The organism is Seonamhaeicola sp. MEBiC01930 (assembly GCF_045277075.1).
Taxonomy (GTDB): Bacteria; Bacteroidota; Bacteroidia; order Flavobacteriales; family Flavobacteriaceae; genus Seonamhaeicola.
In genome coordinates this window covers 1,224,871-1,248,969 of record NZ_CP104270.1, presented here as the reverse complement: position 1 = coordinate 1,248,969, position 24,099 = coordinate 1,224,871, and the positions used below count along the sequence as shown (strand labels likewise).

The following is a 24,099-nucleotide window of genomic DNA, read 5'->3' as shown; positions in this document are numbered from 1 at the left end:
CATTCAATTCTACAATGCCATTTTTTGATATCATATATTTATTCTTAATAATAGATTCTAAATCATTTCCACCATATGCTTTTTGATATTGGTATCGTTATAGACTTTCTGAACCATCTCCGTGTACAAATCTGTAAATCGTTCATTTTTAGCAAGATTACCAAAAATAGATTCTTGTCTAATAAAGGCTAGTGAATCGGTTTGAGTTTCTTTGGCAGCTTGATACAATTCGGTACTCATGGCATCGACAATTTCAATTGCATGTCCGTGTCTATCTATTCCTTTATCACAACAATAACACCAAGCTGCAATAACCAATGTTGCAAATTTGATGCTTCCACCTATTTCTAAATTTTCATGTATAGTAGCAATTAAAAATTTGGGTAATTTAGCTGAGCTTTCCATACAAATACGACCAACACTGTCTTTAACATTCGGGTTCCCAAAACGTTCTAGCAGACTGTCCTTGTAGTCCTCCAAATTAATACCTTTAATATCACCTAAAATAGTTGTGGCCTCTACATCTAGAAAGGCACGTAAATATGTAGCGAAAGTTTCATCTTCAATACATGCATTAATAGTTGAGTGTCCATGAATGACTCCTAAAAGCCCTAAAACCGAATGACCCGCATTTAGCAATCGGAGTTTCATTTTTTCATAAGGACCAACATCGGGCACGAATTGAACACCTACTTTTTCAAAGTCTGGTCTGCCATTAGAAAATTTATCTTCTACAACCCATTGGATATAAGGTTCGCAAGTAACAGGCCACCCATCTTTTAAGCCATAAGTTCGTGCAAGAGTTTCTATATCTGCTTTAGTTGTTACTGGCGTAATACGATCTACCATACTATTTGGGAAACAGACTTCTTTAGCTATCCATTTTGCTAAGACCAAATCTTGGGCTTCGGCAAAAGTGAGCAGCATCTTACGGGCCATGTCACCATTGTGTTCGATATTGTCGCAAATCAAAATAGTAAAAGCAGGGAGTCCTGCATCACGTCGCCTTTTTAAGGCTGCCGTTAAAAAACCATAAACGGTTCTTGGGTCCTGTGGGTTTTGAAGTTCATATTGAATGTCAGGATTGTCAAAATTGAAATCTCCAGTTGTGGGATTAAAATTATAACCACCCTCAGTAATAGTTAACGATACGATTCTAGTATCTGTATTTGCCATTCGAGCGATTACAGATTCTGGGTTAGTAGTACCCATTTCAAAATCTACAATAGACCCAATAACTTCAGGTGTAATTTTTCCATCTGCATGTTTGACCATCAACGTATATAGATGGTCTTGTTTTCTGAAAACGTTGTGTAGTTTGCTATCTGCTTCGCGTAAACCAATGCCGCAGATATTCCAATCTGAAGCTTCACCCAGTTGTCTAAGCTGATGCAAAAAGTAGGCTTGATGCGCCCGATGAAAGCCTCCAACACCGATATGTATTATTCCAGTTTTATTAGCAGTACGGTTATAATTAGGTACGGGCATTCTGCTGCCTAAATCCACTAAGTTTTCCTGTTGGAGTTGTATTGGAGTTTTCATGCTTCTGATGCTATACTTGATTTTCCTCGTTTTAATGCCCAATAGGCAAGTACGAAATAAACAATTGTACAAATAAATGTGTAGGTATAAAAGAGTTCTCTGTTTGCTATATAGTCGGTTTCCGAAGCACTACCAAATAACACATTACATGCTAAAACCATGGTAATTGCTAGGGCTGCAATGGCTAAAATTCTCAGTATCTTAGAGAAGACAGAAACATCTTTTACTTGTACAGGCTCTTTCTTTGCTTGTTCTGCTTGAAAACGTTCAATAGTTTCATTTCTTAGACCCTCTTCTTTTACTTCCTCTGCATAAGTCTCTTTCGCTCCATATTTTGAAGCGAGTAAAGTGTACACCACTATAGTAAAAAACCAAGTAGGAATAAACAGGTAATAGAAGGAAATCACATCTAAGAAATTAAGCCCGAAACCGAAGACCAAGCCCAACCCCCAAGAGGCAATTGCTGGCATACTAAAGGTTAGTTTGCGGTACGAAGACCAGTAGCGCGTATAGCCAATTTTAGGGAAAACTTGATGTTCAGCAAACACAATAGCACCCACAGGAACTACCAACAAACCAGCATAAGTTAATAGCGGCAATATTTGCGAAAACACAAAGGGAAAACAGGCAATTATTATTGTAATTAACCCAACAACTATGGTTGTTTTCTTTCGAGAATGGTTGAAGAAAATTGCTTGTGCCGCTAAACCTGCTCGGTACAGGTTTGTAATCGCAGTAGTCCAACCGGCTATAATAACAATTACAAATCCTGACCATCCAAGAGCATAGTACGCTACATCACCTGGGTCTAATTCTATAATAGATTTTCCTAAAATAACGGCGGCACCAGCGCCCATGATTCCAGCTGCTATCCACGCCACATAATGTCCAAACATCATTCCAGTACTGGTTGCATATCCGTATGATTTCTTTTTTGCAAATCGTAATAGCGCCATATCTATTAAACCAAAATGAGTAATAGTATTGGCAGCCCAACCAAAACCGATAACTTCCACTAGTCCAATACCTGGAGCTCCATCGCTGTTTATACCTGTCCAAATAGACTGGTCACCTAAGGTCATAAAATCAATCCAATTCGAGGGTAAAGTTTTATCTAGAACATCTATAGACAAAGCAGGTAGAAGCACCATGGCGCCACTAGTAAACATTACAAAAAGCCATGGAGCACATATGCCTGAAAATTCAGATACAGCATTAAAACCATAAAGCGCAATGAAAACCACAAAGATGCCTACAGCTAAGACAATCAAAATAAACCAGGTATTGGTTGGGTACCAATTGAGTTGCGCAGGAATATTAAAGGCAAAACGCACTGCAGTGGACGATACCGTAATCATGGCTGCTGAGATTACCGAAAAAATGATGACGTTGGCCCAATTGTACATCTTGGTCATAGAATCACCTGCAATCTTATTAAGATAGGTATAGAGGCTTAAACGCGTATCGACTGCAATTGGGGAGGTGATGAACCTCCAACTTAGTACAGCTAGAATATTTCCAATCAAAAGGCCTAGAATGATATCCATAGTCTTAGCCCCAAGTGCCACAAAGGTAGCCCCGATAACAAATTCCGTAGCTGCTACATGCTCAGCAGCGTAGAGTCCCGCAAAATGAGTCCAATCATGTAATTTATGTTTGGCGACTGGTAATTGCTCTTCTTCTAAGTGTTCAAATTGTTTAAAATCTTCAGTAGTGTTCATATTTTAGTATGGCGTTGAAAATTAGATTTCCAGTTTTTTTGTTGTTAACGTATTTTAAAAAGATTATTTCACAAGAAGTTTCTCTACTTCTTCCAATGTTTTCCCTTTAGTTTCAATTACAAATTTGTAGACAAAAAATATACTGCATAATGATAAAAGAGCATATATTGCAAAAGTGGCTGTAGGCCCTAAATTTGTAAGCTCCCAAGGAAAAACCTGGGTAACCGAAAAGCTTATTAATGAATTGAAAAAACCAACAAAAGAAATGGCTATTCCCTTTATATTATTTGGAAAAATTTCAGAAATTAAAGCCCACATAACAGGACCCAAGGATATTGCAAAGGATGCCACATACAATAAAATTGCAATTAAAACCAAGGTTGCATTTATATCAATAAAATTTGTGATTTCATTTCTTTTAAAGTTTAAAAATGCCTTATAATCTAGTTTTGCTTGTAGTACTTTAAACAGTTGTCCTTGACTTGTAAATGTTTCGCCATTTAATTGACTCAAAGACGACTTCATTTCGGAATCTTTTATTTTACTTAATGTCTCTGTATTGAATTCGTATGTAGCATTATTAAAAGCCAATGTTGCCATCATTAGTGCCAGTGCCATAAAGGAAGTTCCTATTAGTAATAGAGGCCTTCTACCTAATTTATCTATTAACCAAATAGCCAGTAGGGTAAACAATAAATTTGTGAGACCTACAACTATAGCTTGTAAAAATGATGAATCTGTACTTCCACCGGCCTGTTCAAAAATTGTGGGAGCATAATAAAAAATGGCATTAATACCAGTTATTTGTTGAAAAAAGGCTATTCCTAAGGCAATAACCATAATGGTGGAATACTTACTTTTGAAAATATCAGACAGTTTTCCCTTAGTTTCTTTTTTGGAGGCAATTCTTTGAATTTCTTCAAGTGTAGTATTTGCATAATCTTCACCACCAATCTTCATTAAGATGCCAAACGCTGAAGACACATTATTTAATTTAATTACTAACCATCTTGGGCTTTTGGGTACAATAAATAGTGCCACAAAATATAGAAAGGCAGGAATAGCTTCAACGCCCAACATCCATCGCCAACTATCATTCTCTAAATTAACTAAAAAGTAGTTTGAGAAATAAGCAACAGATATTCCAATAACAATATTTAATTGATTAAATGATACTAGGCTACCTCGTAATTTAGGAGGTGCAATTTCTGCAATATAAATTGGAGCAATTAATATGGCTCCTCCAATACCAATGCCTCCAATTATTCTAGCAATAATAAATTCTGTATATCCTGTAGCTAATGCAGACCAAGTAGCAGATAATGTAAACAAAAAGGCTACGAAAATGAGTGTTTTCTTCCTACCGAACCGGTCACTCATAGGTCCTGCTAATAAATTACCTGCCATGGCACCAAAAATGACGCAGCCTACTGCAAAACCCAACATTTCATCGGTCATTTCAAAATAGATTGTTATGCCTTTTATAGCTCCAGAAATAACAGCACTATCAAACCCCAATAAAAATCCGCCTAGTGCTACGATAAGACTTATTAAAACGGTGTATGATTTATCCAGTACTATATTTTTGCTATCTGACTGCATAGTTTTATGATTGTTTAAGAATAATTGTTTGAATAGAATGAGGACTGGTTTTTAATGACGCTGTTTTAGATTGCATGGTTATTGTGTAATCCATGTCTTTATCACTCTGATTCATTACTATTATTACAATACTACCATCAGTATTTTTAAATGCTGTTGTTAGAATTGAATTAAAACTTGAAACACTAACTATACGGTTAGCTCCAGGGCGAATAAATTTTGAAAAATGCCCAATATAGTAGTAAGAATTAGTAAATGTTAATTGACCAGTTGTGGTATTACCATGAACAGGGGCAAAACAAAAATTACCAACATGGTTAGGTCCTCCAGTTTGGTCTAAAAGAATATTCCAATCTGTCCAAGCAACTGTACCATTATTAAAATCATTAATCATGGATTTTCCGTAACGTTCTGCCAGTTTTGGGTCTTCATTTTCAATTCTTTTAATATCATACTTCTCATTACAACCTTCAGTAAATATTAAGTTTTTATCAGGATATGCTTCTTTAACACGCTTTACAGCATCAAACATTGGTATATCATCTTTCCAATCTTCATACCAATGGAACCCCGTTCCCCAGACATATTTAGCGGCTTCAGGGTCATTTAAAATGGTACTAGCCCTTTGGAATAATAAATCTCGATTATGATCCCATACAATTATATTTTTATCGCCTAAACCTTCTTTTTCTAAAGTTGGACCTAAGTAATTTTTCAAGAAATCGCGTTCTTCTTCAGCAGTATAAATGCAAGACTCCCAGCGTTGTACGGCCATAGGTTCATTTTGAATAGTTAAGCCCCAAATAGGAATACCTTCGGCCTCATATGCCTTTATAAATTTTGCATAATAATTTGCCCAAGGTTGGTAAAACTCTGGTTTTAGTTTCCCACCTTTTAGCATATTATTATTGGTTTTCATAAATGCTGGAGGGCTCCAAGGACTGGCATACATGGTTAGCCTTCCTCCAGCTGCCGCAATAGCCTTTTTTGTGAATGGAAGTCTATATTTTCTATCGTGGTCTATATTGAAGGTTTTTAAATCTGAATCACCTTCCTGTATATAGGTGTAACTTTCTGTTGAAAAATCACAGCTATGAATAATGGTACGAGCTAACGAGTATCCAATGCCTTTTTCTTTGCTGAAATAGGCTTCTAAAAACTTAGATTGATTATCTTTTGTGAGTTTATAAAAGGTTTCTGCGGCCGCGTCTGTTAATGCTGCTCCAATACCTAAAAACGTTTGAAATTCTTTATTGGCATCAATAACAATTGCGGCTTCTGTTTCTAGAGGTTGCCTAAAACTCTTAAATGTCAATGAATCTGTTAAAGCTAATTTTAGGTTAGAATTGTGAACCGTAGTGTAAACTTCGCTTTTAATAGTATTTAAATTTAAAAGTTCAGATTTAGTTTCTTTAACCTCAGTTCGCTTTTTCTCCTCAGTCTTACACGAAAAAAATAGGCAAAATATTACAAATATTTTTAATAAATTGTACTTCATGATTTTTAATATAATTAAGTATGTATGGGTGATAAAAGTACTATCAGACCAAAAATTGGAATACTACAAATTCAGCATTCAATAACACATATGCTGCTTTTTTCTAATAGCGCCTTAAAAACGCATTCCTGAACTTTTGCCGTTACAGTAAATAGGAATATTGAAAACAGTATATTGTAATTACTTTACTTCGTGATTTCCCATTTCATTTCAAATGACATTTTATTAATCAATAAATACATCCAAACTTTTCTAACTGAATTTTGAAATTGTTATTGATAAACCCTAACATAATCTATTTCCATGGTAGATGTATCAAAATTAGGATCAATTGCACCTCCTAAATTTCCTCCTATAGCAATATTTAGTATTAGAAATTGATCATTATAAAACGGCCATGTTTCATCATTTTTAATGGATGGATTATAAGTATAGTATTCAACACCATCTAACATAAAAGTTATGCTGTCTTCTGTCCAAATAGCAGAGTATAAATGAAATTCTGTGGTTTCGTTATTAATAGAAGTTGCTTTATAATTAACAGTTGCACCAAAGCTAGATGTTGTATGTAAGGCACTCGAAATATGTCCTGGGTTATTCCCAACATACTCCATAATATCAATTTCACCACAAGCGGGCCAACCAACTGAACCAAAATTAGCTCCAAGCATCCAAATAGCAGGCCAAACGCCACCACCTGATGGTAGTTTAGCTCGAACCTCGACCCGTCCATAGGTAAATTCAAATTTACCTGAAGTAAGAAGTCTTGCTGAAGTATACTCTGACCCCGAAAAATCTTCTTTTTTAGCAATTATTTTTAATAAACCACCTTCTACTTTCACATTGTCTGATCTATCTGTATAATATTGAGATTCATTATTTCCCCAACCGTTATCACCAGTCCCTGTATTGTAACCCCATTTAGAAGGATCAGGTGCACCATTGGTGTCAAACTCATCTGACCAAACCAATTGTAATTCTCTATTTACATAGACCGTTAATGTATAAGTAGTACTTGTAAAACCATCAGAATTAAATGCTGATACTATAATTGAATGGTTCTTAGTTCCATTTTGTGTAAAGGTGTAGCTAAAGGTATTTTGAGTAAGTTCTAAAGTTTCATTGTTAATTAAAACACTATAGGAAGTTGCATTTGTAGCTGTAATTGTAAAGTTAACAACGCCACTTCCATCTCCGTTAGGATTATTAGCATCTGCACCAATTTTAACACTAGATATTAATAAGTTCGTTGGTGCATTTGATTCACCCCCCTCATTATCACTGCTACTACAAGATAGAAATGACAAGAACGTTACCATAATTACCAAAAAGATTTTATTTTTCATAGTTTTTAAATTTATTTATAACTTATTTTTTTAATAGGAAATTATTTTAGGATGAATTTACTTGATAGTGTTGTATTTGAACTCCCTCCTATATACATATTAAATTCGCCTGCCTCAACTACAAACTCCCCTTTATTTGTATAGAACCCTAGTTCTTTTTCAGTGAGTATAAATTCGATTGTTTTGGTTTATTTAGTTTCAGGATGCTTTTTTTCTTCTGTTTTACAAGATATAATCAGACAAAACAGTGCAATTATTTTTAGTAATGGACGCATCATATTTTTTTAAAGAATTAAGTATAATGAGCGGTAAAAGTACTGTCCGGCATAAAAATGGAATGCTACATATTCTGCATTTATTAATTCATATGATGTATTTTTAGAAAATTATTATTAGAGTGATAAACTGACATGAAAACCGTTAATTCTTACTCAAGAGCACAAATGATTTAGTATCTTTCCGAAGATGAAAAAGCGTATTACACTCAAACATATAGCCAACCAATTTGATGTTTCTATAGCTACGGTATCAAAAGCCTTGAATGATAGTTATGAAATAAGCGCTAAAACAAAAGACAAAATCCAGAGGTATGCCAAGGAACACAATTATAAACCTAATAGTGTTGCTTTAAGTTTATTAAACAAAAAGACCAAAACAATTGGTGTTATTATCCCTAATATCATGAATAACTTTTTTGCTAAGGTTTTTGTGGGAATAGAATCTAAGGCTACGGAAAAAGGCTATAGTTTAATATCATGTATCTCTAATGAATCTTTGGAAAAAGAACTTAAGACCATGGAACTATTAAAGAATGGAACTTTAGATGGTTTTATTTTATCATTAGCCGAAGAAACCCAGGCCAAAGGGGAATATCAGCATTTAAAGAATACCATAAATGAAGGTGTTCCCATGGTAATGTTTGACCGTGTGACAGATGATATTGAATGTGATAAGGTGATAGTTGACGACTTTGAAGGAGCAAGACATGCAACAAATCATCTTATTAAAACAGGCTGCAAACGAATAGCATTAATTTCGGTAATTGACAACTTAAGTGTTGGAAAACTTCGGGTAAAAGGTTACAAAAAAGCTCTTGCTGATAATCAAATTGAAATAGACCAAAAACTCATAGTTAAAATTGGAAAACAAGAAGATTTTGAGATAGCCATGAAAATTGTTTTGGCTGATAAATCTATTGACGGACTTTTATGTCTAGAGGAAAGCTCTGCAGTACAATCTTTAGAAATTGTAAAACGCATGGGTTATAATATTCCTAAAGATTTATCAATTATTTGCTTTACCAACGGTAAGCTACCGCAATATGTGACTCCGAAGATAACTACTATTAGTCAACATGGTAAATACATTGGCGAAACTGCTGCCCACATGCTTATTGACCGTTTAGAAGGAAACTCAAAAGAGCCTTTTCAAACTAAAGTGATTAAAACGAGTTTGATTGAGCGGGAGAGTACTAGAAAAATTTAAGAGAATAATAAAGAATAGTAAGAGCCCAAAAATTTAATTTCGGACTCTTATTAAATTCTAAGAAAGTTTTACTTCTTCCATATTTTTTCCATTTCTTCCAAAGTTTTACCCTTAGTCTCGGGAACAAATTTAAAAATAAATAAGGTGGCTAAAACACTCATAATACCATATATCCAATAAGCAAAACCATGATTAAATTGTTCTGTTAAATATGAATTGTCATTCATCATAGGGAATGTTAATGATACTAAGTAATTGGATATCCATTGAGCTGCAACTGCAATTGCCAAGGCTTTTCCTCTAATTTTATTAGGAAATATTTCGGATAAAAGCACCCATGTAACTGGTCCCCAGCTCATTGCGAAGCTTGCTACATAAAGCATCATGGCGCCTAGAGCAGCATAACCTGACGCTTCGGCATAAAAAACAAAACCTAGAGAAAACATAGCAATAGCCATTCCTATGGCACCAATAATCATTAATGGTTTTCTACCGTATTTATCCACAGTTCTTATGGCTATTATTGTAAATAAGAAGTTTACAATACCAACAATAATGGTCATTAATAAGGCGCTATCTGTTCCAGAAGATATTGTTTTGAAAATTTCAGGGGCATAATAGAGTACCACATTAATACCAACAAATTGCTGAAAAATAGAAAGTAAAATACCAATTACTAGAACCAACCAACCAAAAGATAAAAGGTTACCAGAAGTGGTTTTTTCGCTCATCGAAGTTTCAATATCGTTTAAAATTTCCTTAGCTTTTTCCTTGCCATTTACTTTTTCTAAAACAGTAAGAGCTTCTTCTGGTTTATTTTGAATTACTAGAGAACGCGGTGTATCTGGAACAAAAAACAGTAATAGCAGAAATAAACCGGCTGGGACAATTTCAGAAGCAAACATCCATCTCCATCCAATAGAATTTAACCAAGCATCAGAGCCTCCGCCTTTTGCAATAAAATAATTTACAAAATAAACCACCATAAATCCTCCTACAATGGCTAATTGGTTAAATGAAACCAATTTCCCTCTTTTATTAGCTGGTGCAATTTCGGCAATATATAAAGGAGAAAGCATTGAGGCTAAACCAACACCAATACCACCAATTATTCTATATATAATAAACACAGTAGAAAGTGTATGGTCTCCTTCTCCAATTTCAGTGATTAACATTTCGGGCATTGCTGAACCAAGAGCCGAAATTAAAAATAGTATAGCAGCTAGTATCAATCCTTTTTTTCTCCCAAGGTTTTTACTTACTAGCCCCCCTAAAACACCCCCAATAATGCATCCGATTAATGCACTAGAAACTATAAATCCTTTGAAGGCGCTTGCTGCAGTCTCTGATAGGTTTTTTGGGATAACAAAAAATGAATCTAAAGCTCCTACAGTTCCTGAAATAACACCTGTGTCATATCCAAATAGTAATCCTCCAAGTGTTGCCACTAGGGTAAGTTTAGTTAAATAAGAAGAATTTGTGGTTCCCATTGCTTTTTAAATTTAAGTTATTGGTAAATAGATGTCTTGGTTTTATTGAAAAGACATTTCTTTAATTTTCTCTCAAATTATAAGATGAGTTAGTGTTTAAAATCTATAAATGATTTTAAGCACAAAATCAATGACTTAATATAGAGGAGAAAGGACTTAAATTCACATTACAATGCAGTTAAGTACTTAGAGTATGTCTTATTTAGTTTGTTGGTTTTAAATATACTGATTTATTATGTTTTCAAATAATTCTTGCTTACCACTGGTTAATGATAATTCGCCGTTTTCGTTCGCAATTTCATAAAGAGAATTCATATCTAATTTTCCTTCTTCAAAATCTTTACCTTTCCCAGAGTCGAAAGAGCTATATCTTTCAGTTCTCAATTTTTCATATTGTGACGAAGATATGATTTTATCAGCAGTAATTAATGCTCTAGCAAAAGTGTCAGCACCACCAATATGCGCATGGAATACATCTTCCATATCGGTAGAATTTCTTCTAATTTTAGCATCAAAATTCACACCACCACCTTGTAAACCACCGGCTTTTAGGAATACTAACATAGCCTCTGTAGTTTCTTGAATGTTATTTGGGAATTGGTCTGTATCCCATCCGTTTTGGTAATCACCACGGTTAGCATCAATACTACCAAGCATGCCTGCGCTAGCAGACACCTCTAATTCATGTTGGAATGTGTGTTGTGCCAATGTTGCATGGTTTACCTCAATATTCATTTTAAAGTCTTTATCTAAACCATATTCTTTCAAGAAACCAATAGCAGTTGCTGCATCAAAATCATACTGATGTTTCATTGGCTCCATAGGTTTTGGCTCAATAAAGAATGTACCGTTAAACCCTTGTCCTCTTGCATAATCTCTTGCCATTGTTAAAAGCTGCCCCATGTGGTCTAACTCACGTTTCATGTCAGTATTTAATAAAGACATGTAACCCTCACGACCTCCCCAGAACACATAGTTTTCTCCACCTAAAGCAATGGTTGCATCTAAAGCTAATTTTATTTGAGCGCCTGCTCTGGCAACAACTCCAAATTCCGGGTTGGTAGATGCTCCATTCATATATCTTGGGTTTGAAAAACAATTTGCGGTTCCCCATAACAACTTTTTCCCAGATTCGGTTTGTTTTCCTTTTAGGTAATCAACAATAGTTGCTAATCTTTTTTCCGATTCTGCAAATGTTGGTGCTTCTTGAACCAAATCATAATCATGGAAACAGTAATAATCAAATCCCATTTTTGAAATAAACTCAAAAGCGGCATCCGCTTTATCCTTTGCTGCTTGAATAGGATCAGCAGCTTGGTCCCAAGCAAAGTTTTGAGTTCCAGGTCCGAATGGGTCTGATCCTTGTCCGCAGAATGTATGCCAATATGCAATAGCAAATTTGAAATGCTCACGCATGGTTTTACCAGCAACAACCTGGTCTGGGTTGTAGTATTTGAATGCTAAAGGGTTATCAGATTCCTTCCCTTCATATTTTATAGCATCAATTCCTTTAAAATATTCCATAATTCTAATATTATTTATTGTTTAATATAATTTCTAATTCTTTTTTCCAGCTTAAATAAGCTGCTTGATAAGGCTCTTTATTTTGAAGTGGCATAAAGGTCATAACGTGATCATTTTTGGTGATGGTATCCCCAAATTTCTTAAAATCACCATCAGTTAATCCAGCAGCTCTTGCGGCACCCACAGCACCAGTAGTGTTATAAATTTCAATTTCGTGACCAATAAGAGTTGCCACCGTATTAGAAAAGATTTCTGCACGAAATAAATTATCGTTTCCAGCCCTTATCACATTAATTTCGGCATTGTCATTCTTTAAAATTTCCATGCCGTAAACAAAGGCGAAAGCTATTCCTTCCAGTGCAGCTCTACATAAATGCGCATTGTTATGAAGATTTAAATTGAAGTTTAAAAAGTGAGCCCCAATATTCTTACTGTTTAGCATACGTTCAGCACCATTTCCGAAAGGAATAATAGCTACACCATCTGAACCAATTGGAACCTCAGCAGCTTTATTATTCATGGCTTCATAAGAGTCTATACCAATATTGTCTTTTAACCAACGATACATAATTCCGCAACTGTTAATACAAAGTAACTTACCAACGGTTGTGTTATTGGGTGTATAGTTTACATGAATAAAATGATTAATTCTTGAAGATTCTTTTGATTTTAATGTATTGGTCACCGCATAAACTACGCCTGATGTTCCACCAGTAGCAGCTACTTCACCATGATTAAAAATATTTAAAGACAAAGCATTATTTGGTTGGTCTCCTGCCCTATATGTAACAGGAACACCGGAAGGAATTCCAGTTTCTTCAAATGTTTTTTTATTAGTAACCCCTTGATTGGTAAAATTATCGACAATAGTTGGTGTTAAATCTTTGTCAATACCATAATGATTCAATAAAGATTCTGCCAAGGCATCGTTTTTATAATCCCAAAGAATCCCTTCAGATAACCCGTTTTTGGTCGTAGTGATTTCACCCGTTAATTTATAAGCAATGTAATCTCCAGGTAGCATATATTTGTAAACCTTATTGTAAATCTCAGGCTCATTATCCTTTACCCATTTTAATTTGGAAGCTGTAAAATTTCCTGGAGAGTTTAGTAAATGTTCAGAACAAAAGTCTTCACCTAAAACTTGATGCGCTTCTTCTCCAATAGTTACAGCTCTACTATCACACCAAATAATGGAATTACGTATGGGATTACCATTTTTATCAATAATAACTAATCCATGCATTTGATATGAAATACCAATACCCATAATTTTAGAGGCATCGGCATTTGTTTCTGCTAAAATTCTTTTTATAGCTTTACAGACATATGTCCACCAAAGGTTAGGGTCTTGTTCTGCCCAATCATTTTGAAGGGCTAAAATTTCCATTTCTTTAGTGGGTTCGTTTAGGCTCAAAATATTCTCCCCAGATCCTGCATTTACAAGGGCCACTTTTACGGAGGAACTTCCTATATCTAATCCTAGGTAGTACAAATTTTAAAAGTTTAGTTGGTGATTGAAACCATTTAATAGTTTCAAATGAAATTGGTTCTAGGATTAAAAGTATCTAATTCTAACTAATTTACATGTAAAAGATAAAGAGTTTGTAGGAGGTTTTTAAATTTAAGAAACTGAAATAAAGAAGAAAAATTATAAGAGTATTGGTTAAAAGGCTTAGTAAAAATAGTTTGTTTGAAAGGTTCAATTCAAAAAAACTAACTGAGCCTAAAACTTACTTAAACCTTTAAGTAAGTTTTAAGGATTTTAAAAGAAAAAAACCTTCAATTATGTCAATTGAAGGTTTTTGTACTCAAGGTGGGAATCGAACCCACACTTCCGAAGAAACTGGATTTTGAATCCAGCGCGTCTACCAATTCCGCCACTTGAGCGTTTCAGGACAGCAAAAATATATATTTTTACTAGAATAATCACAAAAATACTAGGCAATATACTTTTTAGGTTAAAATAATTGCATAAATTTGCACCTCGTTAAAATTAACGGAGTGTTTGCGCTCTCAAAAACAACAAGTTAACTATGCCAATTGTAATTACAGAAGCCAAAATTTTTGCATGTACACAGAGTAAAGAACTTGGTGAAAAAATAGCCAAAGCTTTTGGTGCAGAATTGGGTAATGTAATTACATCAACTTATAGTGATGGTGAGTTTCAACCATCTTATGAAGAATCTATTCGAGGTACTAGAATTTTCATTATAGGGTCTACTAATCCTGGTCCTGAAAATTTAATGGAAATGTTGTTAATGATAGATGCAGCTAAACGTGCTTCGGCAAGACATATTACGGCTGTTTTACCATATTTTGGTTGGGCAAGACAAGATAGAAAAGACAAACCTAGAGTACCAATAGCTGCTAAATTAGTAGCTAAGATGTTGGAAGCTGCAGGGGCAACTCGAATAATTACTATGGATTTACACGCAGATCAAATCCAAGGATTTTTTGAAAAACCAGTTGATCATTTATTTGCTTCAACTATTTTCTTACCCTATCTAAAAAGTTTGAATCTTGACAATTTGACTATTGCTTCTCCAGATATGGGAGGTTCTAAAAGAGCTTATGCTTATGCTAAAGCTTTAGAAAGTGATGTTGTAATCTGTTATAAGCAACGTGCAAAAGCCAATATAATTTCTCATATGGAATTAATTGGTAATGTTGAGGGTAAAAATGTGGTACTTGTAGATGACATGGTTGATACTGCAGGAACACTAACTAAGGCAGCAGATTTGATGATGGAACGTGGGGCATTAAGTGTAAGAGCTATTTGTACACACCCAATATTATCTGGCAAAGCTTATGATAATTTAGAAAACTCAAAATTAGAAGAACTTATAATAACCGATTCCATTCCACTTTCTCAAGAAAGTAAGAAACTTAAGGTTTTAAGTTGTGCAGATTTATTTGCAGAGGTGATGGAGCGCGTACATAATAATAATTCTATAAGTTCTAAATTTGTAATGTAAATTAATAATTAATATAAATAGAAAAATGAAATCAATTACAATCAACGGATCTCAAAGAGAAAGCGTAGGCAAAAAAGCAACAAAAGCCTTACGTAATGCTGGTCAGGTTCCTTGCGTATTATACGGAGGAGATAACCCAGTGCATTTCTCAGCACCTGAATTAGCCTTCTCTAAACTGGTTTATACGCCTAATGCGCATACAGTTGTAATTACTTTAGAAGGTGGTGAAACTTTTAATGCTGTATTACAGGATATTCAATTTCATCCAGTTACAGATAGAATCTTACACATAGATTTCTATCAATTATTTGAAGACAAAGAAATTTCTTTAAATATACCTATCAACGTTGTGGGTAACTCAAAAGGTGTTAAAAACGGAGGTGTATTAAGAAGACCATACAGAAAATTACGTGTTAAGGCATTACCTGCTAATTTACCAGATTTTATTGAAGTAGATATTACACCATTAAAAATTGGAGATAAAATTAATGTAGGAGACTTACAAAATGATAAGTACACTATTTTACACCCAGATAATAATGTTGTGGCTCAAGTTAGAACTTCAAGAACAGCTGTAGTTGACGATGAAGATGAAGATGAAGAGGCAGTAGCAGAAGGAGCAGAAGCTCCAGCAGCAGAAGCAGCTCAAGAATAGATATATTCTAGGTTAAATATTAAGAGCATCCTGTGTTATTCAGGATGCTTTTTTATTTTTACACAAATTGAGTCATGCAATGTGCAAGTTTATTTGGAGTTTGTTTAATAAAAGAACTGAATCTTTTAAAGTTGAAGAAGAAAACCCTATGAAAAAGTTTCTAATTGTTGGTTTAGGAAATATTGGCGAGAAGTACGAAAACACACGTCATAATATTGGATTTAAAATACTAGATTATTTTGCCCAAAAGGAAGAATTAACGTTTGATACTCAAAAATTAGGAGATGTAACAACCTATAAGTTAAAAGGAAGAACTTTTATTCTTTTAAAACCAAGCAACTTTATGAATTTAAGCGGTAAATCAGTTTTATATTGGTTAACTAAAGAAAAGATTCCTTTAGAAAACTTATTGATAATAACAGATGATTTAAATTTGCCTTTTGGAAGTATAAGATTAAAGACTAAAGGCAGTGATGGCGGGCATAATGGTTTAAAAGATATTCAAGATAAGCTTAGTTCTTCTAAATACAATCGTTTTAGGTTTGGTATAAGTGATACCTTTAGTAAAGGTAGACAAGTTGATTATGTTCTAGGAGAATGGAATAAGGAAGAAGAAGAAAAACTTCCTGAAAGATTTGATAAATCTATAGAACTAATAAAATCATTTGGACTGGCAGGAGTTAGTAATACTATGAATACCTTTAATGGTAAATAAAAGCATCTAGTAAAAGGCTTGTTTTTATTTTATAATTACTTTTTTTGTAGATTTCCTTAAGCCATCACTAATATTCAAAATATACATACCAGATTGAAGAAAGTTCAATTTTATTTCTTCATTAAAATCACCAGTAGCGTTAAAACTATCACTGAAAAGTAACCTACCCCTAGCATCAAAAAATTCTAAAAATATACTTCGAGTTAATGAACCATCAAGCTTTATTGTAAACTCACCCTCGTTAGGATTTGGGTAAACCATAAAATTTTCAAAACCAAACCTTTCAATATTTTCAGAAGGCAAAATATTTATAGAATAATCTTCAACTTCACCGTCTCCTCCATTGGTGGAAGGGACTAATTCCGCACCATTATCATAACCTGTTACAACTCTCATAATTGTATATCCCAGAACGGCATCTATAGGAATATAAATAGAAAGCGGTGAATTATTTGTTGGGGTGTTAGAAGCATTAGTGGCTTCTCCCAAAATATAGGCTTCACCTTCATCAGTAAATATTGAGTTTTGGTTCCAATCAATCCAAACCATAGTAGTACTTGTAAAATTGCCTTCCGTACTTACATTAACACTTAAATCATAATTATTATCTCTATGAACATCTGTTGAAATTGATGAATAATCAGAATAATCAGAAGTTTTACTGCTAACATTATTTATAGTGTTTAATTCCACCATAGTAATGGAGGTGTCAAAGTCTGAACTAGGTAGAACATTTAAGGTATAATCTTCAACTTCACCGTCAAAACCATTTTCACAAGACGTTACTAAACCATCATCTTTAAACTTAGTTGATACTCTCATAATTGTATTTCCTGAAACAGCATTAGCTGGTACTGTAACATTGAAAGTTGAATTTGTAGTAGCTCCATTAGAAACATTATTTGCATCCCCTAAATTATATTCTTCACCGGCATCATCAAAGCTACAGTTTTGGTTCCAATCTATCCATACTTTTGTATTGGTGGTATAGTTTCCATCGGTATTCACTTGCACTATTAAATCGTATGAAATATTTCGTTCCACCATTGTTGAAACGGAAGTATAATCGCTATACCCAGAAGGTTTCGCTGAAGACTGAGAAATAGTATTAAATTGAACTAAGGTTGTGCTAGTTTGGTATGTGGTATTAGCTACTGATAAACAAACACCGTTATAAAACGGGAAATCAATATTTTTGTTTTTTGTGATTGACGCTGAAGTTCCTATAACTGTAATGGTATAATCATTTTGTGAAACGTTATCAAGATTAGAAATAGTCATTGTAACTATACCTGAAGCTGTCATACTTGCCGGAGAAAATTGTATAGTTGAGCCCATAGGGTTACCTGATGCGTTAAAAGTAGTTGTTTCAGCAAACCCATTTGAGGCAACATAATCAAATTCAAATGTTACTGTACTTTCCCCACAATTAATTGGTGATAAGGTTTCATTTACAACAAAGAAATCTGGGTCTGCGGAAATAGAAAAATCAAAGTCGGAAACATCATAAAAAATGTTGTCAGCTGCTTCTATTAGCAATCTAGCTTGATCCGTATCTGCTATTGCCGGAACTGTATAAGTAAAAGAACCATCATTAGGTGTGTTTGATGCTATAGTGGTTGAAAATGTAGCGCCACCATCTGTAGATAAAAGAATGTTAACAGTTTGACAATTAATAGAAGCATTTGTGGTTTCTCCAACCACCCAAGTAATAGTTTGATTGCTCCCTTGTGCCCAAGAAACTGGATTGTCTATAGAAAAAGGAGTAACATCTTCAACAATAATTTGCATAGTATCGTAACTTGATTGCCCACCAGTTGAAGAACTAGGAGATCTGTCTCTTACGGTAAGAGCCCAGTTAAGTGATCTGCCAACAGAGGATACAGTTTCCCAATCACTTCCTAATGTAGGATTTGTTTGTTCAATGTTACCCTCAAGTACACTAACAAAATTTGGTATAAATCTATCTGAAGAACTAGAAGGCGGCAAAGACCTATTCATTGAGCCTGAAGTTAGAGTTGGACCAAAATTTAAGAAGTTGGTTATACCACTATCTATTTGCTCCCAACAATATGATAGATTATCACTACTGTCTATGTCTGTTGCAGAACCTCTTAGAACATAGGGAGTGCCTTTGGGTATATTATAATCAGAACCCGCATCGGCACTGGGCGGATTGTTTGTAATGGTTTCTGTGGTTTGGCAACTTTTAGAAGTTAAGTTGTCTAATATTTGTTTAATACTGTGGTAATGAAAATAATCGTCACCATTAAGCTCAACATTATTTGAGCCCTCAAGTCCGGCATAAGCCATAATAGTTGTGCCACTACCTGGTTCTGAGTTAACACCGGTTCCTTCGCTTTCAAAAGCCCAGGTATGATTAGCCCCCATTTGATGACCAATTTCATGAGCTACATAATCAATATCAAATAAATCACCTTGAGGAATACTATTTGAAGGAGAGGTATATGCACTTCCTTTAGAATTATTATTGCAAACACATCCTATACAAGCTGCATTACCACCTCCACCAGAAGCCCCAAAAAGGTGGCCTATGTCATAATTGCTTTCACCTATAACACTGGTTAAAGTAGCTTGTACTTCATCAGACCAAGCTCCTTCAGAGCCTGTCACTGCTTCTGAATAAGGGTCACTTCCAGGATCAGTATAAATTATAAGATTATTATTCGCTATTAACTCAAATGTAACAGCCATATCCGTTTCAAAAACCTCATTTACTCTGTTTAAGGTTGCGTTTATTCCAGCTAATGCACCAGCCACGGTTCCGCCATGAAAATTAGTATATTCTCCTGTGACCGAAATAGCTATTCTAAATTTTTGCAAGATTTGGTTGTTTGCTCCGCCTTCATCAACCTTTAAAGATAAGTTGTTGTTTTTTAAAACCTTATTAAGTTCATCTACTGTTTTGCATTCTAATTTGCTGCCTTTGTTGCGGGCACTCTTATCATATAAAACGTAGTTAATAGAACCCTGTTCAAGGGGTTGCATAAATACAGCAGGTTTGTCTAAGTACGTTATCATGGTTTGAACTCCTTCTGGAGAAACACTCATTCTTAATTTAGCTCCTTGATGTTCTAAACTGTATCCAATATATGATTTAATTTCAGGGAATTTTTTAGCTAATTCAGGTGCAAATACAGGAGCTTCGTAAATTTTAAATTGTTCAATATTGCCATTTAATCCAGGAAGTGTAATTATAGTATTCTCACTTTTTTGGCTAGAGTTTCGTAAAGTGGCTTTTGCGGTTTTTTTACTAAAATCAGATTTGTTAATTTTGAATAAATGAATTCTTGTTTCATCTATTTCAAGCTTAGATAATTCTCCATTATTTTCAATGGTATTTACCTTAATCCACGTTGTGTTTTGGGTAAAAGACGAAAATGCTGTTAAAAGCATTGCAATTGAAAAAACATAATGTAGTTTTGTTTTCATAAAGATTTTCGGGGCAATTTCTTTTTCGTTTTCCTAACAAATCTAACTTTTTTAAATTAATTTAACAATTTAGTGCGTTAAATGGGTAGTGTAAAAAACATTACAAAATATAAATCTGTTAAATCAACAGTAGTAACTATTGGTACTTTTGATGGCGTACACATTGGTCATAGAAAAATTATAGAAAGGCTTGTAAATACTGGTAAATTGGAAGGGTTAAAATCTGTAATTCTTACTTTTTTTCCACATCCACGAATGGTTCTTCAAAAAGACTCTAATATAAAGCTTATCAATACCATTGATGAACGACGCAGTATATTAGAATCTGTAGGGCTTGATTATTTGCTTATAAAAGAGTTTACAAAAGATTTTTCAAGATTGACCGCTGAAGATTTTGTAAAGGAACTTTTGGTTGAGAAGCTTAAAGCAAAAAAGGTAATTATTGGTTATGATCATAGATTCGGGCGTAATAGAAATGCGGATATTGAAGATCTTAGAAAGTACGGGGATATTTATGGTTTTGAGGTAGAAGAAATATCTGCTCAGGACATTGATGATGTTGCTGTAAGCTCAACAAAAATTAGAACTGCTCTAATTGAAGGCGATATAACAAAAGCTAATGCATTTTTAGGGTATAATTTTATGCTGATAGGTTCTGTTACTAAAGGAAAAGGTTTAGGTAGGCAATTAAATTACCCAACAGCCAATATTAACATTGCAGAAGATTATAAATTAATTCCTAAGCAAGGTGCGTATATTGTAAAAGCGGTTATTTCAGGAGCTACTGTTTATGGTATGATGAATATTGGAATGAACCCCACAGTAAATGGCGAAAAGCAAACTATAGAAGTTCATTTTTTTAATTTTGATCAGAATATTTATGGTGAAATTATTCATATAGAACTTTTAAAACGAATAAGAGACGAGGAAAAGTTTGAATCTGTTAATGCCTTAAAAAGGCAATTGAATAAAGATAAAGAAAAAGCACTTGCTTTTATAGCTAACCATCATGATTAACAAATTGTTGTTTAGACATATTGATAATGCTTCGCTTGTTGTTTTCCGTATTATTTTTGGGCTTCTATGTTTTTTAGAATCGGTTGGAGCCATTTTCACTGGTTGGGTAAATACTACTTTAATAGAACCTAAGTTTACGTTTTCGTTTATTGGTTTTGAGTGGTTGCAACCACTTCCAGGTTATGGTATGTATTTTTATTATTTCATTATGGGGGTTTTCGGATTGTTCATAATGATTGGGTACAAATACCGCTTTAGTATGTTAGCCTTTACACTTTTGTGGTCTGCAACTTACCTAATGCAAAAATCATCATATAACAACCACTACTATTTATTGATGTTATTAAGTGCTATTATGGTGCTTTTACCTGCAAACAGGTATGCTTCAATTGATGTAAAACAAAACCCGGACTTAAAAAGTTATTCCATGCCATTATGGTGTAAATGGGTGTTTGTGCTACAGCTTTTAATTGTTTATACATTTGCTTCAATAGCCAAATTATACCCAGATTGGTTAGATACATCTGTCATAGAAATACTAATGAGACCTAAAGCCGATTATTTTTTAGTAGGTGAATTGCTTCAACAAAAATGGTTTCATTATGCTTTAACCTACGGAGGTATTATTTTTGACGGGTTGATTATTCCGTTATTATTGTTCAAACCAACTAGAAAGTATGCTTTTTTTGTATCAATATTTTTTCATCTATTTAATTCGGTTGTTTTTCAAATAGGTATATTCCCTTATCTGTCTTTAGCATTTTCATTGTTCTTTTTTGAGCCAGAAACTATTCGGAATTTATTTCTAAAAAAGAAACCATTTTATAATGTTAACGAAGTAATTATCCCCATCTATAAAAACCCTCTTATTGTTGTTTTTGGTATTTATTTTTTAAGTCAAATAGCATTACCATTGCGTCATCATATTCTTGAAGATGATGTGTTATGGACTGAAGAGGGTCACAGGCTTTCATGGAGAATGATGCTGAGAACAAGAGGAGGAATTACAACTTTTAAAGTAAAAAATAAAGAAACGGGAGAACAAACGGTAATTAATTTAGACCATTACTTAACTAAAAAACAAAAGCACAATGTAAGTTCAAAACCAGATTTTATTTGGCAGTTTGCGCAACATTTAAAAAAGAGGTATCAAGAAGATGGGCAAGACGTTGCGGTATTTGTAGCAAGTAAAGTAAGGGTTAATAGAAAACCTTTTAAGCAATTAATAAACCCGGAAATTGATTTAGCAAGTTTAGATTGGGAAATGTTTAAACATAGTAACTGGATTTTACCTTCAAACTAGGACTAATTTTTAAGTAATTTCCTAAAACTTCCTCAATGAAGAACTAATTTTTATTTTTATAAATACGAAAATTAGCTTCATTTTAAGAACCATTCTTCAATATGCCCTGAGCATGGCTTTGGTAACCCATTTTTTTATTTCATTTGGGTTTTTTAGGAAACATAAAAATGAAAAAAATCATGTACTTTTGTCGCTCAAATTTTTAAGACATGTTACAAGTACCTTTTATTAGAGACAACAAGGATTTGGTTATAGAAAGGTTGGCTAAACGAAATATTGACGCTACTGAAGATATTAACCAAGTAATTGCTTTTGATGAAGATCGCAGGCGAATTCAAACAGAACTAGATAACGTTTTGGCTGAATCAAATGCACTGTCAAAAGAAATAGGCATGTTATTTAAGTCTGGTGAAGTTGAAAAGGCTAATCTAATAAAGGCAAAAACAGGTGATTTAAAGGAAACTTCGAAGAAGTTAACAGATGATCTAAATAATAAAGCCAATGCGTTAAATGAACTTTTGTATAAAATACCAAATGTTCCTAACGCTGTTGTGCCTGCAGGAAATACAGAAGATGATAACGAAGAAGTTTATAGAGAAGGAGATATTCCTGTTTTAGAAGAGGGTGCTTTACCGCATTGGGAGTTGGCTAAAAAATATGATATTATTGATTTTGAATTAGGAAACAAAATCACAGGTGCAGGATTCCCTGTTTATAAAGGCAAGGGAGCTAGATTACAACGTGCATTAATAAGTTATTTTTTAGATAAAAACACTGAAGCTGGATATACTGAATTTCAATTACCTCATTTAGTTAATGAAGCTTCTGGATTAGGTACGGGGCAATTACCAGATAAAGAAGGACAGATGTATCATGTTACTGGAGATAATTTGTATTTAATACCAACTGCTGAAGTTCCAGGAACAAATATTTTTAGAAATACAGTTCTTAATGAATCTGAATTACCAGTGGCTATTACGGGTTATACACCTTGTTTTAGAAGAGAAGCTGGTAGCTATGGAGCTCATGTAAGAGGACTAAATAGATTGCACCAGTTTGATAAAGTAGAAATTATTAGGGTAGAGCATCCAACCAAATCTTATGAGGCTTTAGATAATATGGTTTCTCATGTTAAGTCTATTCTTCAAGAATTAAAATTGCCATATAGAATATTAAAACTTTGTGGTGGGGATTTAGGATTTACCTCTGCGTTAACGTATGATTTTGAAGTGTTTTCAACAGCTCAAGACAGGTGGTTAGAAATATCTTCGGTTTCTAATTTTGAAACCTTTCAAGCCAATAGATTAAAACTTCGTTTTAAGAACAATAAGGGTAAAAATGAATTGGCTCACACCCTTAATGGAAGCTCATTAGCCTTACCAAGAGTTTTGGCTGGAATTTTGGAGAATTACCAAACTAAAGAAGGTATTTTAGTACCTGAAATTTTACAACCTTATACAGGTTTTAAAATTATAAATTAAGGTTTTCAAAAAAATTTAAATTGAAAATAATACCTTACAAAGCTTGAGGGGTATTGTTTTTTTAATCGATGAAATACATTTTTAATATGTTGTTCAACGATTTTTAAACTGTTTTTTTTGTGTTTTAGGTTTTATTTTGGATGTTAGCTATACCAAATCTATGAAACCTACTAACCATGAAAAATATAAAACGCCTAGTTATATTAATTGCTCTCGTTTTTTTTGCTGGTAAAGTGTTATTTTCAGATTTTCAAATTGTGAAATCCGAAAATAACTCAACAGCTATAGT

At 33.8% G+C, this 24,099-nt stretch carries 17 protein-coding genes and 1 tRNA gene; 7 read left to right on the top strand and 11 right to left on the bottom strand.

Features of this window, described 5'->3' with window-relative positions; all coding sequences use genetic code 11:
- Positions 1-57: 57 nt before the first annotated feature.
- The 6 genes from N1F78_RS05415 to N1F78_RS05390 all read right to left on the bottom strand — a co-directional run bounded on the left by N1F78_RS05415 (position 58) and on the right by N1F78_RS05390 (position 7,888).
- Positions 58-1,542 carry a mannitol dehydrogenase family protein gene (locus tag N1F78_RS05415; protein ID WP_406685165.1) on the bottom strand — a complete coding sequence of 495 codons (1,485 nt, stop codon included), beginning with the start codon at positions 1,540-1,542 and terminating at the stop codon, positions 58-60.
- Entirely contained in the window at positions 1,539-3,263 is a 1,725-nt protein-coding gene (locus N1F78_RS05410; RefSeq protein WP_406685164.1) for a purine-cytosine permease family protein, read from the bottom strand. Before N1F78_RS05410 ends, N1F78_RS05415 begins: the two co-directional genes overlap by 4 nt.
- A gap of 63 nt (positions 3,264-3,326) precedes the next feature.
- The gene (locus tag N1F78_RS05405) at positions 3,327-4,865 is read right to left on the bottom strand and encodes a sugar porter family MFS transporter (protein WP_406685163.1); all 1,539 of its coding nucleotides are present in this window, start codon (positions 4,863-4,865) and stop codon (positions 3,327-3,329) included.
- 4 nt (positions 4,866-4,869) lie between these two features.
- On the bottom strand, positions 4,870-6,363 hold the full coding sequence (locus N1F78_RS05400) for a glycoside hydrolase family 30 protein (RefSeq protein WP_406685162.1): 1,494 nt from the start codon (positions 6,361-6,363) through the stop codon (positions 4,870-4,872).
- Between the two features lie 272 nt (positions 6,364-6,635).
- A complete protein-coding gene (locus N1F78_RS05395) occupies positions 6,636-7,709 on the bottom strand; it encodes a glycoside hydrolase family 16 protein (RefSeq protein WP_406685161.1) in 1,074 nt (357 codons plus the stop codon).
- 41 nt (positions 7,710-7,750) lie between these two features.
- On the bottom strand, positions 7,751-7,888 hold the full coding sequence (locus N1F78_RS05390; protein WP_406685668.1) for a hypothetical protein: 138 nt from the start codon (positions 7,886-7,888) through the stop codon (positions 7,751-7,753).
- A gap of 286 nt (positions 7,889-8,174) precedes the next feature.
- Here N1F78_RS05390 and N1F78_RS05385 point away from each other — a divergent pair, with 286 nt between their 5' ends.
- Positions 8,175-9,194 carry a LacI family DNA-binding transcriptional regulator gene (locus N1F78_RS05385; RefSeq protein ID WP_406685160.1) on the top strand — a complete coding sequence of 340 codons (1,020 nt, stop codon included), beginning with the start codon at positions 8,175-8,177 and terminating at the stop codon, positions 9,192-9,194.
- 68 nt (positions 9,195-9,262) lie between these two features.
- On the opposite strand, the gene xylE is transcribed toward N1F78_RS05385, so the two are convergent.
- The 4 genes from xylE to N1F78_RS05365 all read right to left on the bottom strand — a co-directional run bounded on the left by xylE (position 9,263) and on the right by N1F78_RS05365 (position 14,098).
- Positions 9,263-10,684: a D-xylose transporter XylE gene (gene xylE, locus N1F78_RS05380; protein WP_406685159.1), complete on the bottom strand. Its 1,422-nt coding sequence runs from the start codon at positions 10,682-10,684 to the stop codon at positions 9,263-9,265.
- 216 nt (positions 10,685-10,900) lie between these two features.
- The gene (gene xylA / locus N1F78_RS05375) at positions 10,901-12,208 is read right to left on the bottom strand and encodes a xylose isomerase (RefSeq protein WP_406685158.1); all 1,308 of its coding nucleotides are present in this window, start codon (positions 12,206-12,208) and stop codon (positions 10,901-10,903) included.
- A 10-nt stretch (positions 12,209-12,218) separates the two neighbouring features.
- Complete coding sequence (locus tag N1F78_RS05370; protein WP_406685157.1) at positions 12,219-13,703, bottom strand: xylulokinase; 1,485 nt, start codon at positions 13,701-13,703, stop codon at positions 12,219-12,221.
- Between the two features lie 313 nt (positions 13,704-14,016).
- Positions 14,017-14,098 (bottom strand) — tRNA-Leu (locus N1F78_RS05365).
- Between the two features lie 146 nt (positions 14,099-14,244).
- Here N1F78_RS05365 and N1F78_RS05360 point away from each other — a divergent pair.
- The 3 genes from N1F78_RS05360 (at position 14,245) to pth (ending at position 16,556) form a co-directional block, all read left to right on the top strand.
- On the top strand, positions 14,245-15,186 hold the full coding sequence (locus N1F78_RS05360) for a ribose-phosphate pyrophosphokinase (RefSeq protein WP_406685156.1): 942 nt from the start codon (positions 14,245-14,247) through the stop codon (positions 15,184-15,186).
- 25 nt (positions 15,187-15,211) lie between these two features.
- The gene (locus N1F78_RS05355; RefSeq protein WP_406685155.1) at positions 15,212-15,841 is read left to right on the top strand and encodes a 50S ribosomal protein L25/general stress protein Ctc; all 630 of its coding nucleotides are present in this window, start codon (positions 15,212-15,214) and stop codon (positions 15,839-15,841) included.
- 79 nt (positions 15,842-15,920) lie between these two features.
- Positions 15,921-16,556 (top strand): aminoacyl-tRNA hydrolase, encoded by a 636-nt coding sequence (gene pth, locus N1F78_RS05350; protein WP_406685154.1) that lies wholly within the window; start codon positions 15,921-15,923, stop codon positions 16,554-16,556.
- A 24-nt stretch (positions 16,557-16,580) separates the two neighbouring features.
- Here pth and N1F78_RS05345 read toward each other — a convergent pair whose 3' ends face one another.
- Positions 16,581-20,009: a reprolysin-like metallopeptidase gene (locus tag N1F78_RS05345; RefSeq protein ID WP_406685153.1), complete on the bottom strand. Its 3,429-nt coding sequence runs from the start codon at positions 20,007-20,009 to the stop codon at positions 16,581-16,583.
- Between the two features lie 81 nt (positions 20,010-20,090).
- On the opposite strand from N1F78_RS05345, the gene N1F78_RS05340 reads away from it, so the two are divergent.
- The 3 genes from N1F78_RS05340 to serS all read left to right on the top strand — a co-directional run bounded on the left by N1F78_RS05340 (position 20,091) and on the right by serS (position 23,810).
- Positions 20,091-21,026, top strand: a complete 936-nt coding sequence (locus N1F78_RS05340; RefSeq protein ID WP_406685152.1) for a bifunctional riboflavin kinase/FAD synthetase — start codon at positions 20,091-20,093, stop codon at positions 21,024-21,026.
- Positions 21,019-22,329, top strand: a complete 1,311-nt coding sequence (locus tag N1F78_RS05335; RefSeq protein WP_406685151.1) for an HTTM domain-containing protein — start codon at positions 21,019-21,021, stop codon at positions 22,327-22,329. The genes N1F78_RS05340 and N1F78_RS05335 overlap by 8 nt, the downstream gene beginning before the upstream one ends.
- Before the next feature lie 209 nt (positions 22,330-22,538).
- Positions 22,539-23,810: a serine--tRNA ligase gene (gene serS / locus N1F78_RS05330; RefSeq protein WP_406685150.1), complete on the top strand. Its 1,272-nt coding sequence runs from the start codon at positions 22,539-22,541 to the stop codon at positions 23,808-23,810.
- Positions 23,811-24,099 lie beyond the last annotated feature (289 nt).

Coding starts and splice junctions, on each gene's coding strand:
- N1F78_RS05415 (WP_406685165.1), bottom strand. CDS start 1,542: ATGAAAACTCCAATACAACTCCAACAGGAAAACTTAGTGGATTTAGGC.
- N1F78_RS05410 (WP_406685164.1), bottom strand. CDS start 3,263: ATGAACACTACTGAAGATTTTAAACAATTTGAACACTTAGAAGAAGAG.
- N1F78_RS05405 (WP_406685163.1), bottom strand. CDS start 4,865: ATGCAGTCAGATAGCAAAAATATAGTACTGGATAAATCATACACCGTT.
- N1F78_RS05400 (WP_406685162.1), bottom strand. CDS start 6,363: ATGAAGTACAATTTATTAAAAATATTTGTAATATTTTGCCTATTTTTT.
- N1F78_RS05395 (WP_406685161.1), bottom strand. CDS start 7,709: ATGAAAAATAAAATCTTTTTGGTAATTATGGTAACGTTCTTGTCATTT.
- N1F78_RS05385 (WP_406685160.1), top strand. CDS start 8,175: ATGAAAAAGCGTATTACACTCAAACATATAGCCAACCAATTTGATGTT.
- xylE (WP_406685159.1), bottom strand. CDS start 10,684: ATGGGAACCACAAATTCTTCTTATTTAACTAAACTTACCCTAGTGGCA.
- xylA (WP_406685158.1), bottom strand. CDS start 12,208: ATGGAATATTTTAAAGGAATTGATGCTATAAAATATGAAGGGAAGGAA.
- N1F78_RS05360 (WP_406685156.1), top strand. CDS start 14,245: ATGCCAATTGTAATTACAGAAGCCAAAATTTTTGCATGTACACAGAGT.
- N1F78_RS05355 (WP_406685155.1), top strand. CDS start 15,212: ATGAAATCAATTACAATCAACGGATCTCAAAGAGAAAGCGTAGGCAAA.
- pth (WP_406685154.1), top strand. CDS start 15,921: ATGTGCAAGTTTATTTGGAGTTTGTTTAATAAAAGAACTGAATCTTTT.
- N1F78_RS05345 (WP_406685153.1), bottom strand. CDS start 20,009: ATGAAAACAAAACTACATTATGTTTTTTCAATTGCAATGCTTTTAACA.
- N1F78_RS05340 (WP_406685152.1), top strand. CDS start 20,091: ATGGGTAGTGTAAAAAACATTACAAAATATAAATCTGTTAAATCAACA.
- N1F78_RS05335 (WP_406685151.1), top strand. CDS start 21,019: ATGATTAACAAATTGTTGTTTAGACATATTGATAATGCTTCGCTTGTT.
- serS (WP_406685150.1), top strand. CDS start 22,539: ATGTTACAAGTACCTTTTATTAGAGACAACAAGGATTTGGTTATAGAA.